Origin of the sequence: Stenotrophomonas sp. A3_2, from assembly GCF_036624925.1 — a bacterium.
Taxonomy (GTDB): Bacteria; Pseudomonadota; Gammaproteobacteria; order Xanthomonadales; family Xanthomonadaceae; genus Stenotrophomonas; species Stenotrophomonas hibiscicola.
Window position 1 is genome coordinate 1 of the sequence record NZ_JAZKVY010000349.1, and the last position, 20,806, is coordinate 20,806.

A 20,806-nucleotide genomic window follows, 5' to 3' on the forward strand; every position below is an offset into this window, starting at 1 on the left:
CCGGCAACCTCCGGATGCCTGGAATGGTGCAGTTGCCGGCCAGCGGCCGGCACTACCGGTTGAGCTGGCGCTTCAGGGTGGCATCCAGCGTGATCGGCCGGTCCCAGTGCTGGTAGCTGGCCACGATGGCATGGCGCACAGCCCGGTAGTGCAGATTGTCCGGCTTGGTGGGCATGCGCTTGACCACCGCCTCCCAGCCGCCCTCCGGGTCCTGGCTGAAGGCACGCACGCTGTCGCGGCAGGTCTGGCCACTGGCCTTGGCCCAGAAGCAGGCGAAATAGATGTCTCCGGCCTGCCAGCCGTGGGTGGTGAACAGCGCGCTGATGTAGCCACGCGGCACGTCGGCATAGCGCGACACTTCGTCGAGGAAAGCGTCGGGGTAGCGTTCGGCGTAATGGTTGATGTCCCGCAGCTGGGCATCGACCCAGCTGTCGCCGGTGTCCACTTCGTAGGCGCTTGAGCGCTCGGCGGTCTGCTGGGCCAGCACGGTGGCCGGCGCCAGCAGCAGGGACAACATCAGCGCGCGCAGTCGGTGGTTCATGCTCCGATTCTGCCGCAGCCGACGGGCCCTGTCAGGCCGCAGCGGCCTTGGCCTCGATCGCCGCCAGTGCGGCCGGCCAGTCGTGGGCGGTATCGGCAGTGACCATGCGCGGTTCGTCGTCGGCCACGCCATGCTGGGTCTCGTGGGCCCAGGTCACTGCGTACGGGGTATGCACGCCCCAGCCACCCAGGGTGACCACCGGCTCGATGTCCGAGCGCAGCGAGTTGCCGACCATCACGAAGCGCTGCATCGGCAGGTCGAATTCGGCCAGCACGCGGGCGTAGGTCTCCGGGTCCTTCTCGGAAACGATCTCGATGCGCGGGAAGAGCTCGGCCAGGTTGGCGACCTTGATCTTCGCTTCCTGGTGGAACAGGTCGCCCTTGGTGATCAGCACCACCGGGTAGTGCTCGGCGATGGCCGCCACCGCTTCGCGCACACCGTCGATCAGCTCGACCGGGTGGCGCAGGGTGTCGTGGCCGATCTCCAGGATGCGCTGGATGTCCTTGGCCTCGATGCGCTGGCCGGTGATGTCGATGGCCGCTTCGATCATCGACAGGGTCATGCTCTTGACGCCGTAGCCGAAGGTGCCCAGGTGGCGCTGCTGCACTTCCAGCAGGTGGCGCGCGGTCTGGGTGTCATGCACGTCGACGTAGCGCGACAGCAGGTCAAGATAATCCTGCTCGGCCTTGCGGTAGTAGTCCTCGCTCTTCCACAGCGTATCGTCACCGTCAAAACCGACCAGGCCGATGGCGCGCGACGGCGCAGGCGTGGAGGTGTTCATCGCGCAAGGATACAGGGGCCGTGGTGACGAAAAAAACCCGGGCGGCCGAAGCCGCCCGGGTTCCCATACGCCCCGATACAAGTCTTACCTGCCCTGCGCACCCTGCGCTGCGCCGCCGGCGCCGGCCTGCTGGGCGGCCACATAGGCCTTGTACTCATCGGCGCTCAGCTCACCGTCCTTGTTGGTATCGGCCTGGTCGAACACCTGGGCCAGGCCGGCGTTCACCTGCGCCTCGGTCTTGCTGATGGTGCCGTTGCCATCGGTATCGATGCTGGCCCAGGTCTGGCCACCGCCGTTGGCCTGGGCCGAGGCCGCTGCGGCCGCATTGGTTGCCTGGTCAGCCGCCTGGCCCGCCTGTGCCGCTGCCTGCTGCGCCTGGGCGGCCTCGTTCTGTGCCTGCGCGGCCTGCTGCTTGGCCGACTGGGCCATCGCCGGGATGGCCAGCACGCTGCCGGCGGCGACGATCAGGGCGATCAGGGGCTTGCGGTTGCGAATAGTCATCAGGGGTGTCTCCTACCGATTGGGTGGTGTTGCGCGGCGTGTTGATTCCGCACGGCACCTACCCTGCCACCGCGTTTCTGAATCGATTTTGCGCCGCGACCGGCGCCCACACGCGCGATTAACCACTGGCCTCCACGCATGCTTTAGCGCGGTGGTTAGGGTGAAGTGAGTGGCTCATAAGATGCGCATTCAGCGCCTCTGCATTTAACCGGCAGGCAACGAAAAACCTGCGTCAGTCGACGGTTTTTTCCGATGACCGCGAACTGAACAACACCCATGCAAGAGCAACACCGGCGAGCGCACCGGCGATTTCCAGCACCACACGGCTGCCGAGCTCGTTGGGATCGTGGATGGTGGCCAGGAAGATCCGTGCGTACAGCGGCGATTCCAGCCGCACGATGCCCATGTAGAACAGCTTCCATGCATCGATGCCGGCGGAGATGATCACGGCGATGACGCAGGACCAGCCGATCGCATGCCCCGCTGTCCAGTGCAGGAGCCGGCACAGCTGCGACCACAGGAAGTACACCAGCAGCCCGACCAGCATGGCGATGGCGCCGGCTTCCAGGGTACCGAGCAGGCCGAAGTGCAGAGGAAGGTTCATCGGGTGGGCAGGGATGAAGAGGCGGCCAGTGTAAGGGATCTGCGCCGGACCCGATCCGGCAGCCATAGTAGATCCACGCCATGCGTGGATGAATCTCCATCCAAATCGAATATCTCGACGATTGAACAAGGAGCAGCCGAGCATGGGCTCGGCTCTACAACGGACCGCGCGGGAAACTGTCAGAGGCGGGGCGGTGCCCTGCCGATACCGCCTAAAGCACTGGCACGTCGTACGCGGTGCCGGAATCCGGTTCGGGCTGCAGGGTGTAATGCCACCACTCCTGCGGATAGTTGACGAAGCCACGGCGCGCCATCGCCTGCACCAGCTGCTGGCGGTTCGCCTGCTGCACAGTGCTCAGCCCGCTCGTCTGCGTATGCGCACGTGGCCCGAAGAAGTCGAAGTCAGTGCCCATGTCCAACGGCGCACATGCACCGCTGCGGCAATCCAGCAGGCCCAGATCCACCGTGGCACCGCGGCTGTGGCCGGAGCGCTCGGCGATGTAGCCGTCAGCCAGCAGGCGTGGCTTGTCCAGATCCGGGTACTGCTGCGCCTTGCGCGAGAGCTCGCGCGGATCGTTCACCCAGGCCATGAACGCCTGCACCGAACGCACCGGCCGGTAGCAGTCGTAGAGGCGCAGGCTGAAGCCATCGGCGCGCAGGTCCTGTTCCACCTCGGCCAGCGCCTTCGCCACCGGCGCCAGCAGGTAGCACGAAGGCGCCTCGTAGCCTGGCACACGCGCGCCGGTGAAGTTGTTGGCACCCGCATAGCGGATATCCAGGTCGATTCGCGGCGACAGCGTGCGGATCTCCACCAGTCCGGCGCTGGCCGCGTCGGTGGCCGGTGAAACGCGCGGTGGCTCAGCGGCGCCGGTGGTCGCCGCCAGGGCAATCGCCAGTACGAGTGAAATGCAGGTCCTGGAAGTCATAGCTGAAGTCGATGTCCGGATCGATGGCGCGCAGGTCCAGTGTCGGTGCCGGGCCCTCGCCCGGCCGCAGCCACGCCTGTGCATCGTCACCCAGCGTATCCCAGCGCAGCAGCCAGCGCCCCTGCAGCTGCAGCACGGCTCCCTGCAGGCGGGGCGACTTGTCCACGCTGAAGCGCAGGCCGTCCTTGCCTGGGCACAGCGATGCGGGCCCCAGCCAGGGATCGCTGTAGCGTCCCTGCCAACGCGGCAGATCGGAAGCCGACGCCTGCCGCGCATCCGACATCGGCGGCCGCTGGTGCCCGGTTGCCGCACGAGCGGCCTGGTCCGCCTTCAGTTCGGCCAGGTATTCCATCGCCGGGCGCGCATCATTGGGGGCGGTGAAGCGTTTCAGTGCGGCCTGCATCAATGCGGTGCGCGCATCCTCGCCTTCACCGTTGATCAGCATCACCACGCCCACCTCGCGGTCAGGCAACAGTGCCAGCGACGAGTACATGCCCGACAGGGTGCCGGTGTGCGCCACCTTCCACTGCCCATCCATGTCCGACACCCGCCAGCCATAGCCGTAGCCATAGAAATGCGCGTTGTCCCAACGCCGCTGGCGTTCACCCAGCGCCATCGGCATGTGCAGGGTCCACAGCGTACGGCGCTGCTCAGCGTCCAACCAGCCAGGTGCCAGGGCGGGATCGAGCAGCACCTGCATCCAGCGCGTCATGTCGCGCAGCGAACAACGGATGCCGCCGGCCGCCATCGACGGCAGGTCCGGGCTGATCGCTCCATCCGCGTTCACTACCGCGTTGCGATCACCGCGCCAGGCATGCGGCTGCGCCACGTTGCCCACGCGCTTCACCGACCACGCCCCCACCTGGCAGCGCGTCATGCCCAGTGGTTCGAACACCTGCTCGCGCATCAGCTGGTCGTACGGCTTGCCACCCGCTGCCGCCGCCACTTCCCCGGCCACCACGTACATCAGGTTGTCGTAGGCGTAGCGGCTGCGGAAGCTGCTGACCGGTTTCAGGTGCGCCAGCCCCGCGATGATGTCCGCACGGGTGAACGCGTTCGGTTCCGGCCACAGCATCAGGTCACCGGCGCCCAGGCCCAGGCCGCTGTTGTGGATCAGCAGGTCGCGCACCTGCATCTGCTCGCCCACCCACGCATCGTGCATGCGGAAGCCCGGCAGATATTGCTGCACCGGATCCTGCCAGCGCAGCTTGCCCTGCTGCACCAGTCGCGCCAGCAGCGCGGCGGTCATCGCCTTGCTGTTGGAGGCGATCTTGAACAGCGTGTCCTGGTCGATGCGGCCGCCGTCGCCACGCGCGCCTTCGGCGTGGCGATAGACCACCTGCCCGTTGTCGACCACCGCCATGGCCAGCCCGGGCAGGTGCTCGTGCTGGACCACAGCGGCGACGTCGGCATCGAGGGAGGCGATATCGGTCGGCGAAGCGGACGGTGCGGCCAGTGCCGCCGCGACGATCAGCAGGTGGTACATGCGCGCAGCCCCTCCATTGCCCGCGCCGTCACGGTGGGCGGCGCGGATCGTGGCCTCAGAAGTTCCAGGTCACCACCAGCTGTGTATAGCGAGGGGCCTGCCAGCGCGTCCCGGTGGCGAACGTCGCTTCGCGGTACTGGCCGGGCTGCGCTTCATAGCGCTGGTGCACGTTGATGGTCTTCTGGTTGTTGAACAGGTTGTACACCGACAGCCGTGCACTGAGATCGATGCCCTCCACCGGCAAACGCCAGGTCACGTTGGCGCCCATGGTCCAGGTCCACGGCAGGCGACCGAACGCACCGCGTGGGCTGTACTCGAACTGCCGCTGGTTGTACGGGCCGGAACAGTTGGCCACGCACAGCCAGCCGGTACCACCGCCGCTACCCTCGCTGGAAGTACTGCCACCGGCGATGGAATCGTTTGGCCACATCACGCCGTAGGCAGTGATCGGGCCACCGGACTGCACCTGCAGTGTGGTACCGAACGACCATTGCTTGTTCAGCGCGTAAGCGGCACGCAGCTTGAACTGGTGGCGGAAGTCGTTGAACAGCACGCCATAGCGCTCGTTGGTGGCCGGATGGTCCCAGAACTGGACCATGCCGGTGTCGCCGTAGTTGGTATCGGAATTCACCGGGCCTTCGAAATTGCCCTCGCTCTTCGACCACAGGTAGGACGCGTTGAACATCCACTTCTCGTCCCAGGCACGGTCGATCTGGAACTCCAGTGCCTTGTAGGTGCGCTTGGGCTTGGAGTAACCGATCACCTCGCCGCTGCCGCCCTTCCGATAGCCACTGTTGGCGGTGTCAATGGTGATCCAGCCTTCGGTGGCGCAGCCGATGCTCTTGTCGCCCCAGATCGTCAGACTCTCGCCCGGGTTGGCGATCGGCCACAGCGTGCTGGGGGTCGGGCCGCATGGGGTGTAATTGATGCGGATGTCGTCCAGCGCACGGGGCATGCGTCGATAGGTGGCGTTGACGCCCCACGACCATGCCTGGTTGATCATGTTCTGGAAGCCCAGGATGTACTCGTCCTGGTAGACCGCCTTGAGGTCGCGATCCACACTCTGGCGCAGGTCGGCACCGCCGGTGTTCATGCGGGTGTCGGTCGGCCCGATCTGCTGGCCGACGACCGGTGCCATGTACGGTGAGCCGGTCGGCGAGGTTTTCCGCTCCCAGCCATTGAGCACGTAGTAGCTGTACTCGTCGGTCAGGCCACCTGCGAAATTCACGTTGATGTTGTTGGTGACAGGCAGGTAGTAGCGGCCGGCGTTGCCGAACAGCTTGGTGCTGCCATCACCGCGCATGTCCCACGAGAAGCCGACGCGAGGTGCGATCAGGTCATCCATCTTGATGAACGCCTTGCCGGCGGCGGTACGGTTCTCGAAACGGTCCCAGCGCACGCCCAGGTTCAGCATCAGGTTCGGGGTGATGTTCCAGATGTCTTCCACGTACAGCGCATTGGCTTCGGTCTCGAACGTGCCGCCCGACTTGCGGTTGCGCGCACGCAGCATTTCGGTAACGCCAGCCGGTACGTAGGCATTGGCACCGTCCCAGACTTCATCGCCGGGGCGCGCCACGTAGGCGGTGTAGCTCAGTTCGGTCGGGCCGGGGTAGCGGGTGGACTGCTTTGTGGTCATCAGCTCACGGTCGACACCGAAGCGCAGCAGGTGGTCACCCAGCTGCCATTCGAAGTCCAGTCGCGCCACGTCACGGGTATCGTCACGCTCGGCCACTGCCGTGCCCGTGGGGTGGCAGCCTGCGCGCAGGCCCTGCAGCTTGCCCAGGCGCGGGCCGTAGGTACTGTCGGTGAACACGGGGCTGCAGGCCTGATCCAGCGATGAATTGGTGAACGCACGCTGGTTGTTCTGGCCGACCATGGCGCGCGCGGTGAAGTTCTGTCCGAAGTGGCCGGTGTAGGTGGCCGACCAGTTGCGGCCGCCGGTCTCGGTGACCGAATCGCCGCCCCAGGCGCCGAGCTGGTCGGCGTTCCAGTTGTAACCGTACGACGCATTGGTGACATCGCCCTCATCCGAGAACGCCAGCAGCGCCAGGCTGTGGTTGTCGTTGATGTTCCAGTCCAGCTTGGTGCCCCAGAAGCCGTTGCCGGAATCGTTCTTGAACCAGGTACTGCCATCGGACGAGGTGTTGTGTCCCTTGTCGCTGCGGTCTTCGTACATCGCGAACAGGAACAGCTTGTCCTTGACGATCGGGCCGGAGCCCCACACGTTGGTCTTCAGGAAGGAGTTGTTGTCGCGGCTGCCGTAGGAATGCGGGGTGCCGTCGCGGTGGAAATGATCGCCGCCACTGGCGCGCCACGCACTGGGCTCGGCGGTGACTTCAACACCGCCCTCGAATTCGTTGCTGCCCGAACGGGTCACCGCATTGATCACGCCACCGGTGGAGCGGCCGAACTCGACCGAGTAGCCACCGGTCTTGACCTGGAACTCCTTGAAGAAGGCGAACGGCGCGGTGCTGAAGCCGCGACGGGTATACATGTCGGTGACATTCAGGCCATTGATGAAGACCGCATTCTCGGCCACCGATGAACCAGCGAATGACAGGCCGCCGAATGACGAGTTGCCGCCGACCACGCCCGGCGCCATCAGCGCGACCGCAGACAGGTCCTGCGCCACCGGCAGCCGCGAGATCTCCTGGCGGTTGATGTTGAAGGATGTCTCGGTGGAGTAGACATCCACGCGGTTGACCACGCGGGTGCCGACCACCTGCAGCGCATCGAGATTGGTGACGCCGCCGCCACTGGCCAGGTTGACCGTGGTGGTACCGCCTACTGCCACACCGACAGCAATCTGATCGCCCAGCTTCTGGCCATCGCGGCTGAGCTGCAGCTGGTAGTCACCTACCGGCAGCTGGCCGAGGCGGTAGCTGCCGTCGGCGCCGACGGTGACGGTACGGGTCAGACCCGTACTGTTGCTGACCACGGTCACCTGGTCGCCCGCGGTTGCACGGCCGGCAACTGCGCCGCTCACGTTCTGTGCCATCGCGATGCCGGGCAGCACTACACCCAGACACGCCCCAAGGGCGACGCACAACGCCGCCCGCTTGATGCTGTAAGCCTTCATCCCCTGCTCTCTCCTGCAAGAATTGAATGGTGTGGAATGCGGTGTGTCGCGCTAGCGTTGCCTGGCTGGCAGTACCCGCCACTGGAAGTCGTAGCTCCATTGGTCGAAGTACAGGTTGCCGCCTGCCCACTCGGCCTCGCCGCGCTGCGAGTCGACCGTTTCCGAGCGGAAGTGCTGCTTGGCCGGCACGAAGGGCTGGCCGAAATCGTCGTTGAAGGCGATGCGGTAGCCGTCGAGGCCACCCAGGTAGAAATCGCGCAGTGCAGGCACATCGCTGGCAAGCGCGCCGGTGGTCACGTCCATCGGCAGCCAGCCGTAGGGCGCCAGGTAGACCTGCCCCCAGTCATGCAGGTTGTTGTAGCCGCTGCCATCGCCGGAGAACACCATGCCCGACTGCCAGCGCGCGGGAATGCCGTTCATGCGCAGCAGCGCGATCAGCAGCAGGGTCTGTTGGCCGCAGTCGGCATGGCCGGCATGCAGCGCGTAATCGCTGATGTTGCTGAGCGTGGAGTATTCGCGCGCGCCCGCCCATGGAATGCGATCCACGGCAGCAAACAGCTTGCGCAGCACTTCATACGGACGTGTCTCGCCCTGCAGTACCTGGTCGGAGAACAGCTTCAGCGCGGGGGTGAAGCGCACATGCGGCAGCTGCTCGGCCAGATAGGGCTTCAAGGCCGGATCAGCCGGGGTTGGCTGTACCTTGGCCGGGTCGATCGCGGTATGTCGGGCGAGGATCGTGACCGCGTAGCGGATCTCGAAGCGCGTCGGCTGCCCAGCCACTGCCTTGGCTTCCAGGTACGCGGTGCGCTGCAGGGTACTGGCCGGTGCCACCCGCGCCTTGCCCGGGGTGCTGCCCAGCCACTGCACCTGTTCCTGCTGCCCGGGGATCTCGCGCGGGTACGGAATCCACGCGCGGATCGTTTCACCGGCGGGCACCACATCGGATTTCACCGTGAGCGACTGGGTGAATTCGTAGCGCTGCGGCAGTACCGACGCCTGGCCACTCTGTTCGGCCGCGGCAACCACGCCTGCGTGGTGGGCGTTGAGCACTTCGTTGGGGCCCGGAGGCGGCATCGGTGCATCCGTGCGGCGGCGCGCGCGTGCTTCGTCGCTGAGCAGGAACAGGTTCGACGGTGCGCGCTTGAAGTACCAACGCTCGCCATCGGTATCGAGATGCTCGATCAGGCCGAGTTGGTCCCAGCGCGCAAATTCCTCGTCGGTCAGATCGGGAATCCAGCGGCGCACGGCCGCCTTGGCCGCGGCCTCGTCGAGGGAAAAATCCAGGCGGATGCGGCGCATGCGCTCGCGCTGGAAGGTCCCCTCGGTGGTATCGCCTGCCGTTGCCAGCAGCGCTTCGGCATCGCTGAAGCGACCGCTGTCGATCAGGTCGATCACCTGCGTCTGGCGCGCCCGCTGCTGGCTGCTATGCCCATCCGTCGCCTGCGTGGCCGACACCCACAGCAGCAACACGGCACCCAGGCCGGCGGCGGCAGTCAGACGCGGTTTGCGAACGGCAGGATCCACAGCGACACTTCCCCAGCGCGGGTGGTAACGGCTGTGTAACACGGGCCGGGATGTTGGTCAATAATTTATTCTTGCTTTCGGGGCCAAAAGGAATAAATATTCCAACAGGCATTCGAGGAGGGTGTGCACCGCATGAGCCTGGCTTTCCGCGAACGGCACCGGCATTGGCCGCGCCGCTTGACCCTGGCCCTGTGCCTGCTGGCCGCTCCGGCCTTTGCACAGGCGGCCCCACCGCCCGACCCGGGTGCGCCGCTGCCCTATGTGATCGGCCTGCACGAGGCCTATCTGACCCCGCAGTACTGGGCCGCGCGCTTGGACAACGCCGATGCGCCGATTCTGGATCGCGCGCAGATCGAAGCACAGAACGCGCGGATGCGGGCGCAGGACAGCCACATCCAGGACATCGCCGCACTGCCCGCCCAGCTTGATGCGGCGACGGTTCGCGCCAGCATCACCGCGCTGTCGAGCTGGCCCACCCGCGCCCTCTACAACGACAAGGGCCAAGCGATCGCACCCGCGCTGCGCAGCGCGATCGAAGCCAACCTCGGCCTCGATGCGATCCCTGCCAAGGTGGCACCGGCCTACGGGCTGGTGGTGAAGCGCGCGGCACTGCGTACCTTCCCCACCCGCGAGCGGGTCTTCAGCACTGCCGGTGACACCGACATCGACCGCTTCCAGGAATCGGCACTGTTCCCCGGCGACAAGGTCGCCGTGGTCCACCGCAGCGCCGACGGCCGTTGGCTGTTCGTGCACAGCGAGCGCTACAGCGCGTGGATCGAAGCCGACGCCATCGCCGGCGGCGACAAGGCCACGGTGCTCGGCTACGGCGCAAAGGGCCCGTACCGGATCGTCACCGGCGCCACCGCGCAAACCGCCTACACCCCGGAGGAACCGCGCGTATCGCGCCTGCAGCTGGACATGGGCGTGCGCCTGCCGGTGCTGGCCGACTGGCCCGCTTCAGAACCGGTGAACGGCCAGCAGGCGCACGCCTCGTGGGTGGTGCAGTTGCCGGTGCGCGAAGCCGATGGCCGCCTGAAGCTGGTGCCAGCGCTGCTGCCGCGCTCGCAGGACACCGCCGCCGACTACCTGCCACTGACCCCGCGCCTGCTGCTGCAGCAGGCCTTCAAGTTCCTCGGCGAGCGCTACGGTTGGGGCCACGACTACGACACGCGCGACTGCAGCGGTTTCGTTTCCGAGATCTACCGCAGCTTCGGCGTGCTGCTGCCGCGCAATACCAGTGCACAGGCGGTCAGCCCGGCACTGGATCGCCTGCCGTTCACCGGCAAGGACGGCAAGGCCGCGCGCGACCGTGCGGTCACCGACCTACAGGTCGGCGACCTGGTCTACATCCCCGGCCACGTGATGATGGTCATCGGCCACGTCGACGGCCGCACCTGGGTGATCCACGATACGGCGGGCGGCAGCTGGTTCGGTGCCGACGGCACGCGCGTGCAGGCCCATCTCAATGGTGTTTCGGTCACGCCGCTGGAGCCGATGATGGCCAGCGACACCGTCCGCTACATCGACCGCATCACCAACATCCAGCGCCTGCGGGCCAAGACTCCCGAATGAAGATCACCGCCATCGAACTGGGCATGCTGCGCGTGCCGTTGAAGACACCGTTCAAGACCGCGCTGCGCACGGTGGAAACCGTGGAAGACGTGGTGGTGCTGATCCGCACCGACAGCGGCAACACCGGCTATGGTGAAGCCCCGGCCACCGCCGTGATCACCGGCGATACGCACGGCTCGATCATCGAGGCGATCCGCCACTTCATCGCCCCGCGCCTGATCGGCCAGGACGTGGTCAACCTCAACCACCTGTGCACGCTGGTGCAAACCGCGATGGAGCGCAACACCAGCGCCAAGGCCGCGGTGGAGATCGCCCTGTACGACCTGTGGGCGCAGCTGCACGGTGCGCCGCTGTACCAGATGCTCGGCGGCGGCGACCCGGTGATCACCACTGACATCACCATCAGCGTGGACTACATCGACAAGATGGTGGCCGATTCGTTGTCGGCGATCGAACGCGGCTTCGAGTCGCTGAAGATCAAGGTCGGCAAGGACATCGGCCTGGACATCGAACGGGTCAAGGCGATCCATGCCGCCGTGGAAGGCCGCGCCCTGCTGCGCCTGGATGCCAACCAGGGCTGGACCGCCAAGCAGGCGGTGCATGCGATGCGCACGCTGGAGGAAGCCGGCGTGGTGCTGGAGCTGCTGGAGCAGCCGGTGAAGGCCGCGGACATCAGTGGCCTGAAGTACGTCACCGACCGCGTCAACACGCCGGTGATGGCCGACGAAAGCGTGTTCAGCCCCAGCCAGGTGATGGACCTGATCCAGCAGCGCGCAGCCGACATCATCAACATCAAGCTGATGAAGACCGGCGGCCTGTCCAACGCGATCCGCATCGCCGACATCGCCGGCATCTACGGCGTGCCGTGCATGATCGGCTGCATGATCGAGTCGAGCATCAGCGTGGCCGCAGCCGTGCACCTGGCCGTGGCCAAGAGTGATGTGATCACCAAGGTTGACCTCGACGGTCCCTCGCTGGGCCAGTTCGACCCGGTCAGCGGCGGCGTGCATTTCAACGAATCGGAGATCAGCATCAGCGACGTGCCGGGGCTGGGCATTACTGAGGTGCGTGGGCTGGAGATGCTGGGGTGATTTCTGCCTTGCGGCTGACGTTGCGTGCCACTGGCGCTGGGTCGCGCGTTACTTTTCTTTTCGCGAAAAGAAAAGTAACCAGAAGAAACGCTCCGCCGGCCGCTAGCCGGTGCTACGCACCGGTTCCCTGCGCTCCTCGGCCCGTCGAGGGACGGCGCGGGAACTCGCTGCGCTCAAACACCCGCGCCTCTTCGCCCTCGCCGGACCTGCGGTGCCCGGCTCGCTTGAAGGCGGACTCAACGTCAAAAGCAACAACCGCGCTCCGTAACCTCTTCGAGGCTGGAACCCGCTCGACCCATTCCATGACACGCTCTACGCTGCCAGCCGCAACGCGCCCACACATGCCCGGACACCCCGCATGCCGCCCCTGCTGAAGATCCGCACCGAGCGCGGGCAGATGTCGGCCATCGAGCGCCGCATCGCCGACTTCATCCTCGACAACGCCCACCTGCTGCGCGACTACTCGTCACAGCAGCTGGCCAGTGCGCTCGGCATCAGCCAGTCCAGCGTGGTGAAGTTCAGCCAGAAGCTCGGCTTCAAGGGCTACCCGGACCTGAAGTACTCCATCGGCCAGGACGTCGCCCGCGCCGGTGCCGATCCGCAGCAGGCGCCCGACGAACCCGACAGCGGCGATGACTACCTGCGCCTGGGCGAGGCGCTGCGCCGCAGCAAGGCGCAGGCCGAGGAGGAAACACGCCAGGCCAATCCACGCGCGGAGATCGAGCGCATCGTGCAGCTGCTCGACGGTGCGCCCAAGCTGTTCGTGTACGGCCTGGGAGACGACGGCCTGTTCGCCCGCGAGTTTGCCATGCGGCTGTCGCTGCTCGGGCTGCTGGTGGTACCCCACACCGACCCGATCCTGATGCTGGCCAACCTCTCGGCCGCGCGCCCGGGCGATGCGCTGCTGGTGTTCTCCGAATTCGGCAACCTGCCGCAGCTATCGCAGCTGTCGCGCCAGTTCCAGGACATGGGTGGCAAGATGATTTCCATCACCCGCCATACCGCCAACCCGCTGCGCGCGCATGCTGACGCAGCGCTGGTGGTGTGCGCGCACGATCGCACGCCGCAGGTCGCGCAGCTGCTGTACCGTAGCGCCATGCACGCCCTGCTCGATTTCCTGTTCGTGCTGCTCTGCCACACCAATCCGGACCGCCAGCAGCAGCTTGCGGTGAACCTGGAGCGGATCGACCACCTGCTGGATTCCTGACCGGAGCACCTGTTGATGAAATCACTGGTCCGTCTCGCTACCGCTGCACTGCTGCTTGCTACGGCGGTGTCCGTTCACGCGGCGCCGCTGGATGGCGCGCGCCAGCTGATCGTGGTCACCAGCGAAGGCTGGGACAGCACCCAGGGGCAACTGCAGGCCTATGTGCGCGACGGCAAGGGCTGGCACGCGCATGGACAGGCGTTCCCGGTGGCGCTCGGCCGCACCGGCAGTGCCTGGGGCCTGGGCCTGCACCCGGCGCAGGCCGACGGCCCGCAGAAGCAGGAAGGCGATGGCCGCAGCCCGGCCGGCATATTCGCGCTCGGCAGTGCGTTCGGCTATGCCGTCACCCGCCGCGGCACCGCCATGCCCTACCAGCCGATGCTGGACAGCAGCTACTGCATGGACGTGCCCGGTTCGCCGTTCTACAACCGCATCGTTGATGAAAAGAAGGTCGGCAATGCAGCGGTCAAGGGCTCCACCGAGCCGATGCGGCTGGATCTGCACAACAAGGGCGACGTGCGCTATCGGGAGGGCTTCGTGATCGCCCACAACCCGGACAACCAGCCCGGCAAGGGCAGCTGCATCTTCGCCCATCTGTGGCGCCAGCCCGGCGAGGCCACCGCCGGCTGCACGGCCATGCCGCAGGAACGCATGCAGGCACTGCTGGACTGGCTGCGGCCGCAGGACGCGCCGCGTTTCGTGCTGCTGCCGCGCGCCGAGTACAGGCGACTGCAGGCGCAATGGGAGCTGCCTTCATTGAATGGAGACGGCCATTGAGCGCACAGGACGAACCGCAGCTGCAACGCGCGGTCAGCCGCTGGCAGATCGTCGGCCTGTCGATCAACGATGTGATCGGCAGCGGCATCTACCTGCTGCCGGCCGCCACCGTCGCCCTGCTCGGCCCCTTCAGCCTGTGGGGCGTGGTCGCCGCCGGCATCGTCGTGGCCTTGCTGGTGCTGTGCTACGCGCAGGCCGCCAGCTACTTCGATGAACCCGGCGGCAGCTACCTGTATGCACGCGAGGCGTTCGGGCGCTTCGCCGGTTTCGAGATCGGCTGGATGATCTGGCTGACCCGCATCAGCTCGGCGGCCGCACTCAGCAACGCGCTGGCCGATGCCGTCGCGCGTTTCTGGCCGTGGGCCGGTGCCGGCATGGGGCGCATCGCGGTGATCGTGGTGTCACTGGGCTTCCTGACCGGCGTCAACATCATCGGCGTGCGCTCGGCCGCGCGTACCGGCGTGGTGCTGGTGATCGGCAAGATGCTGCCGCTGCTGCTGTTCGTGGCCATCGGTGCGTTCTACATCGACCCACAGCTGGCCTTCTCCGGCCACCGTCCGGACCCGCATGACCTGCAGCGCATGGGCGAGGCCGCCTTGCTGCTGCTGTACGCCTATGCCGGCTTCGAGAACATCCCGGCCGCCGCCGGCGAGTACCGCAATCCGCGTCGCGATATTCCGTTCGCGCTGATCACCATGATCATCACCGTCACCGTCATCTACGGCGCGGTGCAGGTGGTGGCACAGGGCACGCTGGCCGGCCTGGCCAGCTCGGCCACGCCGCTGGCCGATGCCGCTGCCGGCTTCGGCGGCGAAGCACTGGCGCTGATCCTGACGGTCGGCGCCACCATCTCCATCCTCGGCACCAACAGCAACACGATGATGATGGGCCCGCGCTTCCTGTTCGCACTGGCCCGCGATGGCTATGGGCCGAAGATCCTGGCGCAGGTGCATCCGCGCTTCCACACGCCGGCCGCGTCGATCCTGTGCCAAGGCCTGATCGCGCTGGGCCTGGCCCTGTCCGGTTCGTTCGTGCAGCTGGCCCTGCTGTCGATGACCACGCGCCTGTTCGCCTACATCGGAACGGCCGCTGCGGTACTGGTACTGGCCAAGCGCTACGCCGACCGCCCGGGCGTGTTGAAGCTGCCCGGTGGGCCGTTGATTCCGGTGCTGGCGCTGCTGCTGTGCCTGGCCCTGTTCGCCAGTGCCAGCTGGCAGAACATCGCAGCTGCACTGATCGCGTTCGCCATCGGCGCGGTGATCTACAAGCTGCCGCGCAAGGATGCCGACGCCGGATGACCGATAGCGCCGGGCCATGCCCGGCGGATTGATCTGGTGATCACGCTGCCGGACCGGGCCGTTAACCGCCACGCAGGCACGATCAGGCTTCGTCCACAACGGAGCCTTCCATGACCGAGTACCAGATTCCCGGCCGCGTACCGGACGACAGCACGCCGCGCGATGCGGTCAGCAACTACTGGCGCGAGCGCTACACGGCCGAGCCGTACTACGACGACCAGCTGTTCTTCGAGGACTACGAGCCGGCCTACCGCATCGGCCACGCCGCGCGTGCGCAGGACATGATCCGCGCCTACGAGCAGGTCGAAGCCGAGCTGGAATCGCGCTGGGCCAATGAACGTGGCCGCAGCCGGCTGGAATGGGCGCAGGCACGCAATGCCGTGCGCCGTGGCTGGGACGAAGCGCACCTGGCGGACCCGCTGTTGAAGCGATAGCGCCATGCTTCTGTAGAGCCGGGCCTACGCTCGGCTCTCGCACCACGTCTGTAACGTCGAGCCATGCTCGACTGAGCCGAGCATGGCTCGGCTCTACACCGGATCGATCACTCCTGTTCCGGCAGCGGCGGCACGATCGCGCCGTGCTTGCTCCCGCCACCACCGGCGGCGATCAGGTCGCGGGTGTTCTTCTGCACGGCCACCGCGCCGAACAGCGACAGTGCATACGCCATGCCGTAGAAGCCCTTCTCGCTCGGTGCCAGCGTGGCATTCCACAGGCCAACCAGCAGCAGCATCAGCGCCGACAGCAACGCGAACCAGCACAGCGCGTAGTACAGGCCACTCACCGCAATGCCTTCGACGCGGTCGCGCACGCTCTTCTGCAGCGACACCGCCGCGAACAGGCCGAACAGCAGCAGGGTCAGGTAGTAGCCCTTCTCGTTGAGCGCCATCGTGGCATTGAACAGGCCGATCAGGTAGGCCGCCGCACCCAGCAGCAGGGCCACCCATGAGGCGGCGATGAAGGCGGTGGAGGGCTTGTGGGGCATGGCAGTGTTCATTGCAGGTCCTTGGCAGGCAGACGGGCACGCTTTGCCCGGGCGTGCCCACCCTAGACGATCCCGCCGCGCTCGCACAGGGGTCGCAGGACCTTCGGGCCACGACGCTCACGGCGCCGGTGGTATACAAGGGACAGCCCGGCCATCCGCATCCCCGCACTGGAGATACCCATGACCCGCACGCCCCTGCTGCTCGCCCTCGGCCTGGTGCCGATCCTTGCCACCTCCGCCTGCAATGCCGCCGACCCGGCCGCCAACGGCGCCCAGACCGCAGCGCCTGCAGCCTCCACCACTGCCGACCAGCGCCCGTTCACTGCCACCGAAATCAGCCGGTTCGACCAGCCGTGGGCGATGACCTTCCTGCCCGACGGCAGCCTGCTGGTCACCGAAAAGCGCGGCAAGCTCCAGCACCTGGACCTGGCCAGCGGCCAGAAGCATGAGATCACCGGCGTTCCGAAGGTCGCTTACGGCGGCCAGGGTGGCTTCGGTGACGTGATCCTGCACCCGCAATTCGCGAGCAACCACGTGATCTACCTCAGTTATGCCGAGGAAGGCACGCTGGACACCCGCGGCGCTGCCGTGGCCCGTGCCACGCTGGCGCTGGACGCCAACGGTGCCGGCCAGCTGAAGGACCTGAAGGTGATCTGGCGACAGAGCCCGAAGGTGAGCGGTGAAGGTCACTACGGCCATCGCCTTGCTTTCGGCCCGGACGGTAAGCTGTGGATCAGCTCCAGCGAGCGCCAGAAGTTCGATCCGGCGCAGGACATGGGCGGCAACCTCGGCAAGATCATCCGTCTCAACGACGATGGCAGCCTGCCCGCCGACAACCCGTTCGCCTCACAGGGCGGCGTTGCCGCGCAGGTGTGGTCGCTGGGCCACCGCAACATTCTGGGCATGGCCTTCGACGCGAACGGCAAGCTGTGGGCACACGAGATGGGCCCGGCCGGCGGCGACGAACTGAACCTGATCGTGCGCGGCGCCAACTACGGCTACCCGATCGTTTCCAATGGTGACCATTACGACGGCCGGCCGATTCCCGACCACGACACGCGACCGGAATTCGCCGCGCCGAAGGTGACCTGGACGCCGGTGATCTCGCCGGCCGGCTTCGTGATCTACAGCGGCAACCTGTTCCCGCAGTGGAAGGGCAGCGGCTTCATCGGTGGCCTGTCGTCGACCTCGCTGGTGCGTGTGGCCTTTGATGGCGACGGCGCGCGCGAAGCTGAGCGCTTCAGCATGGGAGAGCGCATCCGCGAAGTGGAACAGGGTCCGGATGGCGCCCTGTGGCTGCTGGAAGACGGCAGCAAGGCGCGCCTGCTGAAGCTCACCCCGAAGACCTGATGCCCGCCGGTGCCGGCCGCTGGCCCGCACCTGGATCCTTCCGACATCCTGCGGTTGCCGGCCAGCGGCCGGCACCACCTTGCCAAACGGCCCCGCACGCGGGGCCGTCTGCGTTTACTGGATGGTGATGACCTTCACCTCGGTCTTCGTGCAGGCCTGGTCCAGGCACTGGCCGCTCAACCACACCTGGCCGCTGCCGATCATCACGCCCTGCTGGTTGACGAACACCTTGCCGAAGTCCTGCTCGGACACTGCCTTGACCACCTCCGGCGTGATGATCTTCTCGTAGTTGCGCTGGAACTCTCCGGGGCCGGAGATCTTCTTTCCGCCGCTGATGTTCAACGGGAATCGCACTTCCTCGACCACCGCAGCGCGATCCCCGCCAACCACGGCGGTCTTGAACGCATTGAAGACCTTCTCGAACTGCGCGGCATCGCCAAGCAGCGACTCGATGCGCGCACGCGCATCCTCGGCGGGCGCCTCGGCTGCCGGTGCGGGCGGTGCTAAGTCGGCGGGTCCAGCAGCCGGCGCTGTCGGTTCAGCGGCAGGCGTCGCTGCTGCGTTCGCTTCCATCGGCGGCGGCGCATCCGCCGCAGGCTGCGCCGGCGGCTCAGGCTGCGAACAGGCCGCCAGCAGCAGAGCGGGAATCAGGTAGGCCATCCGGCGCATACGCGCACTCCATCGAAACAGGAAGCCCGATGGTAGCGCCGCCACAGTGACGGCAACAAAAAGGGGACGGAGGGGATTAAGTCGTTAGTGGCACAAACGACTTAATCCCCTCCGTCCCCTTTTTTTTGATCAGGCCTTCAGCAGTTCGAACTGCACCGCTTCGCCAGCCGCCGAGGACGCGCACACCCACAGGTCGAACAGGCCCGGCTCGGCACGCAGCACGCCGTCGCGGCCGGTAAACGCCAGCTGCTCGCGGGTCAGGGTGAACACCACGTCGGTCGACTCGCCCGGCTGCAGTGCCACCTTACGGAAGTCCTTCAGTTCGCGCACCGGACGCACGCGGCTGGCCACACGGTCGTGGATGTACAGCTGCACGACTTCCTCGCCAGCAACGCTGCCGGTGTTGGTCAGCGTGGTGGTGATGGTCAGGGTGTCGTCCCAGCCGAGCTGTGCAGTGCTCAGCTGCGGCACGCCGTAGGCGAAGGTGGTGTAGCCGATGCCATGGCCGAACGGGTACAGCGGTTCGTTCGGAATCTCGCGCCAGCGGGCCTTGAACTCCGACATCGTCGGCAGTTCCGGGCGACCGGTGCGCGGGTGGTTGTAGAAGTACGGCTGCTGGCCGGACACCTGCGGGAAGCTGACCGGCAGGCGGCCGGACGGGCTGTAGTCGCCGAACAGCACATCGGCCACGGCATGGCCGGTCTGCGTGCCCAGGTACCAGGTCACCGCCACAGCCTGTGCATTGCGCACCGCGCCCTGCAGCGCCAGCGCGCGGCCATTGCGCAGCAGCACCACCAGCGGCTTGCCGGTCATCGCCACGGCCTCGGCCAGCGCCTGCTGTGCCGGCGGCAGGGTGATCTCCACGCGCGACTGTGCTTCGCCGCTGTAGCGCTGCGGTTCGCCCAGCGCCAGCACCACCACATCGGCGCGCAGCGCGGCAGCCACCGCCGCTTCGGTACCGCCCGGAATGGCCGCTTCCAGTTCGCAGCCCGGCACGATTTCCAGCATCGCTTCGTCGCCGATGGCGGCACGCACGCCGGTCTCCAGGTCCACGTAACGCTGCTTGTCGCCGAACAGCGTCCAGCAGCCTTCGATGTTCTCGCGGTCCTGCACGAACGGGCCGATCAGCGCGATCTTCTGCCCGGTCTTCTGCAACGGCAGCACGTTGTCGCGGTTGTTCAGCAGCACGATCGAACGCCGCGCGGCGTCGCGCGACAGTTGGTCATGCGCGTCGAGGTACGAGGTATCGGCTTCGCGTGCCGGGTCAAGCGAACGGTACGGGTCGTCGAACAGGCCGATGGTTTCCTTCAGCCACAGGATGCGCCGCACGCCCTCATCCAGCACCGCCATCGGCACCTCGCCGCTCTCGACCAGGCCCGGCAGGTGCTCAGCATAGAAGCCGCTCTGCATGCTCAGGTCCAGGCCGGCGGTGAACGCCTTGGCGGTGGCATCGCGGTCGTCGGCGGCATAGCCGTGGGCGACCAGCTCCATGTCAGCGGTGTAGTCGGAGATCACCACGCCCGGGAACTTCCATTCGCCGCGCAGGATGTCGGTCAGCAGTTCAGCGTTGGCACTGGCCGGCACACCGTTGATGTCATTGAACGAGGACATCACGGTGATCGCGCCGGCGTCGAAGGCGGCCTTGAACGGTGGCAGGTGCACGTCGCGCAGGGTCTGCGGCGAGATGTCCACCATGTTGTATTCCATGCCGGCCATCACCGCGCCGTAGGCGGCGAAGTGCTTCGGCGTGGCCAGCAGCGAATCGGCGGCGCGCAGGTCGCTGCCCTGGAAGCCGCGCACGCGGGCGGCGGCGAACGCACAGCCCAGCACCACGTCCTCACCGGCCCCTTCGGCGCCACGGCCCCAGCGCTGGTCGCGGGCGATATCCACGGCCGGGGCGTAGGTCCAGTGCAGGCCAGCGGCCGTGGCCTCGATGGCGGTGGCGCGCGCGGTGCGCTCGGCCAGGTCCGGCTCGAAGCTGGCGGCCTCGCCCAGCGGAATCGGGAACACGGTGCGCATGCCGTGGATGACGTCGGCGGCCAGGATCACCGGGATGCCCAGGCGGCTCTCCTCGGTGGCGACCTGCTGGATGCGACGGCCCAGCTCGGCGCCCACGCCATTGAACAGCGAGCCGACCTTGCCCTCGCGCACCTGCTGCAGCACCTGGTCGGCATTGCGCACGTTGGCTTCCGGGTTCACGTCCGGGGCGAACGGGCGGACCATGTCCGCGAAGACACCCAGCTGGCCGACCTTTTCCTCGACGGTCATCTGGGCAATGAGGGATTCGATGCGTTCGGAGGCCACCGGCAGTCCTTGATGAAAACGTTTACAAGCCCGGCATTCTAGCGATCCCGAGCCATTTGGCGAGAGGTTTCTTCATTCAGTTTCAGCCACCAGCGGGGTCCGTATGGCTCCGCCG

The 20,806-nt window shown here is 66.6% G+C and carries 18 protein-coding genes; 7 read left to right on the forward strand and 11 right to left on the reverse strand.

From position 1 onward, the window contains the following. Positions 1–52 precede the first annotated feature (52 nt). The 8 genes from R5H29_RS18530 to R5H29_RS18565 all read right to left on the reverse strand — a co-directional run bounded on the left by R5H29_RS18530 (position 53) and on the right by R5H29_RS18565 (position 9,441). Complete coding sequence (locus R5H29_RS18530) at positions 53–541, reverse strand: hypothetical protein (protein ID WP_171953326.1); 489 nt, start codon at positions 539–541, stop codon at positions 53–55. Between the two features lie 31 nt (positions 542–572). Further along, positions 573–1,322 (reverse strand): HAD family hydrolase, encoded by a 750-nt coding sequence (locus R5H29_RS18535; protein ID WP_021202954.1) that lies wholly within the window; start codon positions 1,320–1,322, stop codon positions 573–575. 84 nt (positions 1,323–1,406) lie between these two features. Beyond that, on the reverse strand, positions 1,407–1,823 hold the full coding sequence (locus R5H29_RS18540) for an EF-hand domain-containing protein (RefSeq protein WP_019662197.1): 417 nt from the start codon (positions 1,821–1,823) through the stop codon (positions 1,407–1,409). A 232-nt stretch (positions 1,824–2,055) separates the two neighbouring features. After that, the gene (locus R5H29_RS18545) at positions 2,056–2,427 is read right to left on the reverse strand and encodes a hypothetical protein (protein WP_019662198.1); all 372 of its coding nucleotides are present in this window, start codon (positions 2,425–2,427) and stop codon (positions 2,056–2,058) included. A gap of 211 nt (positions 2,428–2,638) precedes the next feature. Beyond that, the gene (locus tag R5H29_RS18550) at positions 2,639–3,352 is read right to left on the reverse strand and encodes a M15 family metallopeptidase (protein WP_332329594.1); all 714 of its coding nucleotides are present in this window, start codon (positions 3,350–3,352) and stop codon (positions 2,639–2,641) included. Next, complete coding sequence (locus tag R5H29_RS18555) at positions 3,285–4,838, reverse strand: serine hydrolase domain-containing protein (protein WP_332329595.1); 1,554 nt, start codon at positions 4,836–4,838, stop codon at positions 3,285–3,287. Before R5H29_RS18555 ends, R5H29_RS18550 begins: the two co-directional genes overlap by 68 nt. A gap of 55 nt (positions 4,839–4,893) precedes the next feature. Next, the gene (locus tag R5H29_RS18560) at positions 4,894–7,917 is read right to left on the reverse strand and encodes a TonB-dependent receptor (protein WP_332329596.1); all 3,024 of its coding nucleotides are present in this window, start codon (positions 7,915–7,917) and stop codon (positions 4,894–4,896) included. A 51-nt stretch (positions 7,918–7,968) separates the two neighbouring features. Continuing rightward, positions 7,969–9,441, reverse strand: a complete 1,473-nt coding sequence (locus R5H29_RS18565; RefSeq protein ID WP_197597674.1) for a transglutaminase-like domain-containing protein — start codon at positions 9,439–9,441, stop codon at positions 7,969–7,971. A gap of 132 nt (positions 9,442–9,573) precedes the next feature. Between R5H29_RS18565 and R5H29_RS18570 the strand changes: the two genes are divergently transcribed. The 6 genes from R5H29_RS18570 (at position 9,574) to R5H29_RS18595 (ending at position 15,820) form a co-directional block, all read left to right on the forward strand. Next, entirely contained in the window at positions 9,574–11,013 is a 1,440-nt protein-coding gene (locus R5H29_RS18570) for an SH3 domain-containing protein (protein WP_332329597.1), read from the forward strand. Then, complete coding sequence (locus tag R5H29_RS18575) at positions 11,010–12,104, forward strand: dipeptide epimerase (RefSeq protein WP_005415027.1); 1,095 nt, start codon at positions 11,010–11,012, stop codon at positions 12,102–12,104. Before R5H29_RS18570 ends, R5H29_RS18575 begins: the two co-directional genes overlap by 4 nt. A gap of 358 nt (positions 12,105–12,462) precedes the next feature. Continuing rightward, positions 12,463–13,311, forward strand: coding sequence for a MurR/RpiR family transcriptional regulator (locus R5H29_RS18580; protein ID WP_019662204.1), 849 nt, complete (start codon positions 12,463–12,465; stop codon positions 13,309–13,311). Positions 13,312–13,326: 15 nt separating this feature from the next. Then, entirely contained in the window at positions 13,327–14,088 is a 762-nt protein-coding gene (locus R5H29_RS18585) for a L,D-transpeptidase (protein WP_134731188.1), read from the forward strand. Then, positions 14,085–15,386 (forward strand): amino acid permease, encoded by a 1,302-nt coding sequence (locus R5H29_RS18590; protein ID WP_332329598.1) that lies wholly within the window; start codon positions 14,085–14,087, stop codon positions 15,384–15,386. The genes R5H29_RS18585 and R5H29_RS18590 overlap by 4 nt, the downstream gene beginning before the upstream one ends. Positions 15,387–15,496: 110 nt before the next feature. Further along, positions 15,497–15,820, forward strand: a complete 324-nt coding sequence (locus R5H29_RS18595; RefSeq protein WP_069139911.1) for a hypothetical protein — start codon at positions 15,497–15,499, stop codon at positions 15,818–15,820. Between the two features lie 107 nt (positions 15,821–15,927). On the opposite strand, the gene yiaA is transcribed toward R5H29_RS18595, so the two are convergent. Next, a complete protein-coding gene (gene yiaA / locus R5H29_RS18600; protein WP_134731190.1) occupies positions 15,928–16,380 on the reverse strand; it encodes an inner membrane protein YiaA in 453 nt (150 codons plus the stop codon). 168 nt (positions 16,381–16,548) lie between these two features. Here yiaA and R5H29_RS18605 point away from each other — a divergent pair, with 168 nt between their 5' ends. Then, positions 16,549–17,718 carry a PQQ-dependent sugar dehydrogenase gene (locus tag R5H29_RS18605; protein ID WP_180877740.1) on the forward strand — a complete coding sequence of 390 codons (1,170 nt, stop codon included), beginning with the start codon at positions 16,549–16,551 and terminating at the stop codon, positions 17,716–17,718. Between the two features lie 114 nt (positions 17,719–17,832). Here the strand turns inward: R5H29_RS18605 and R5H29_RS18610 are convergent, their stop codons facing one another. Next, positions 17,833–18,387: a hypothetical protein gene (locus tag R5H29_RS18610; RefSeq protein WP_111098414.1), complete on the reverse strand. Its 555-nt coding sequence runs from the start codon at positions 18,385–18,387 to the stop codon at positions 17,833–17,835. Between the two features lie 129 nt (positions 18,388–18,516). Next, a complete protein-coding gene (locus R5H29_RS18615; RefSeq protein ID WP_171953318.1) occupies positions 18,517–20,691 on the reverse strand; it encodes a glycoside hydrolase family 3 N-terminal domain-containing protein in 2,175 nt (724 codons plus the stop codon). Between the last annotated feature and the right edge of the window lie 115 nt (positions 20,692–20,806).

Excerpts from the sequence above, each read along its gene's own strand:
- R5H29_RS18575 (WP_005415027.1), top strand. The coding sequence starts at position 11,010 with ATGAAGATCACCGCCATCGAACTGGGCATGCTGCGCGTGCCGTTGAAG.
- R5H29_RS18605 (WP_180877740.1), top strand. The coding sequence starts at position 16,549 with ATGACCCGCACGCCCCTGCTGCTCGCCCTCGGCCTGGTGCCGATCCTT.
- yiaA (WP_134731190.1), bottom strand. The coding sequence starts at position 16,380 with ATGAACACTGCCATGCCCCACAAGCCCTCCACCGCCTTCATCGCCGCC.
- R5H29_RS18550 (WP_332329594.1), bottom strand. The coding sequence starts at position 3,352 with ATGACTTCCAGGACCTGCATTTCACTCGTACTGGCGATTGCCCTGGCG.
- R5H29_RS18535 (WP_021202954.1), bottom strand. The coding sequence starts at position 1,322 with ATGAACACCTCCACGCCTGCGCCGTCGCGCGCCATCGGCCTGGTCGGT.
- R5H29_RS18585 (WP_134731188.1), top strand. The coding sequence starts at position 13,327 with ATGAAATCACTGGTCCGTCTCGCTACCGCTGCACTGCTGCTTGCTACG.
- R5H29_RS18530 (WP_171953326.1), bottom strand. The coding sequence starts at position 541 with ATGAACCACCGACTGCGCGCGCTGATGTTGTCCCTGCTGCTGGCGCCG.
- R5H29_RS18555 (WP_332329595.1), bottom strand. The coding sequence starts at position 4,838 with ATGTACCACCTGCTGATCGTCGCGGCGGCACTGGCCGCACCGTCCGCT.
- R5H29_RS18595 (WP_069139911.1), top strand. The coding sequence starts at position 15,497 with ATGACCGAGTACCAGATTCCCGGCCGCGTACCGGACGACAGCACGCCG.
- R5H29_RS18580 (WP_019662204.1), top strand. The coding sequence starts at position 12,463 with ATGCCGCCCCTGCTGAAGATCCGCACCGAGCGCGGGCAGATGTCGGCC.
- R5H29_RS18560 (WP_332329596.1), bottom strand. The coding sequence starts at position 7,917 with ATGAAGGCTTACAGCATCAAGCGGGCGGCGTTGTGCGTCGCCCTTGGG.
- R5H29_RS18540 (WP_019662197.1), bottom strand. The coding sequence starts at position 1,823 with ATGACTATTCGCAACCGCAAGCCCCTGATCGCCCTGATCGTCGCCGCC.
- R5H29_RS18610 (WP_111098414.1), bottom strand. The coding sequence starts at position 18,387 with ATGCGCCGGATGGCCTACCTGATTCCCGCTCTGCTGCTGGCGGCCTGT.
- R5H29_RS18570 (WP_332329597.1), top strand. The coding sequence starts at position 9,574 with ATGAGCCTGGCTTTCCGCGAACGGCACCGGCATTGGCCGCGCCGCTTG.
- R5H29_RS18545 (WP_019662198.1), bottom strand. The coding sequence starts at position 2,427 with ATGAACCTTCCTCTGCACTTCGGCCTGCTCGGTACCCTGGAAGCCGGC.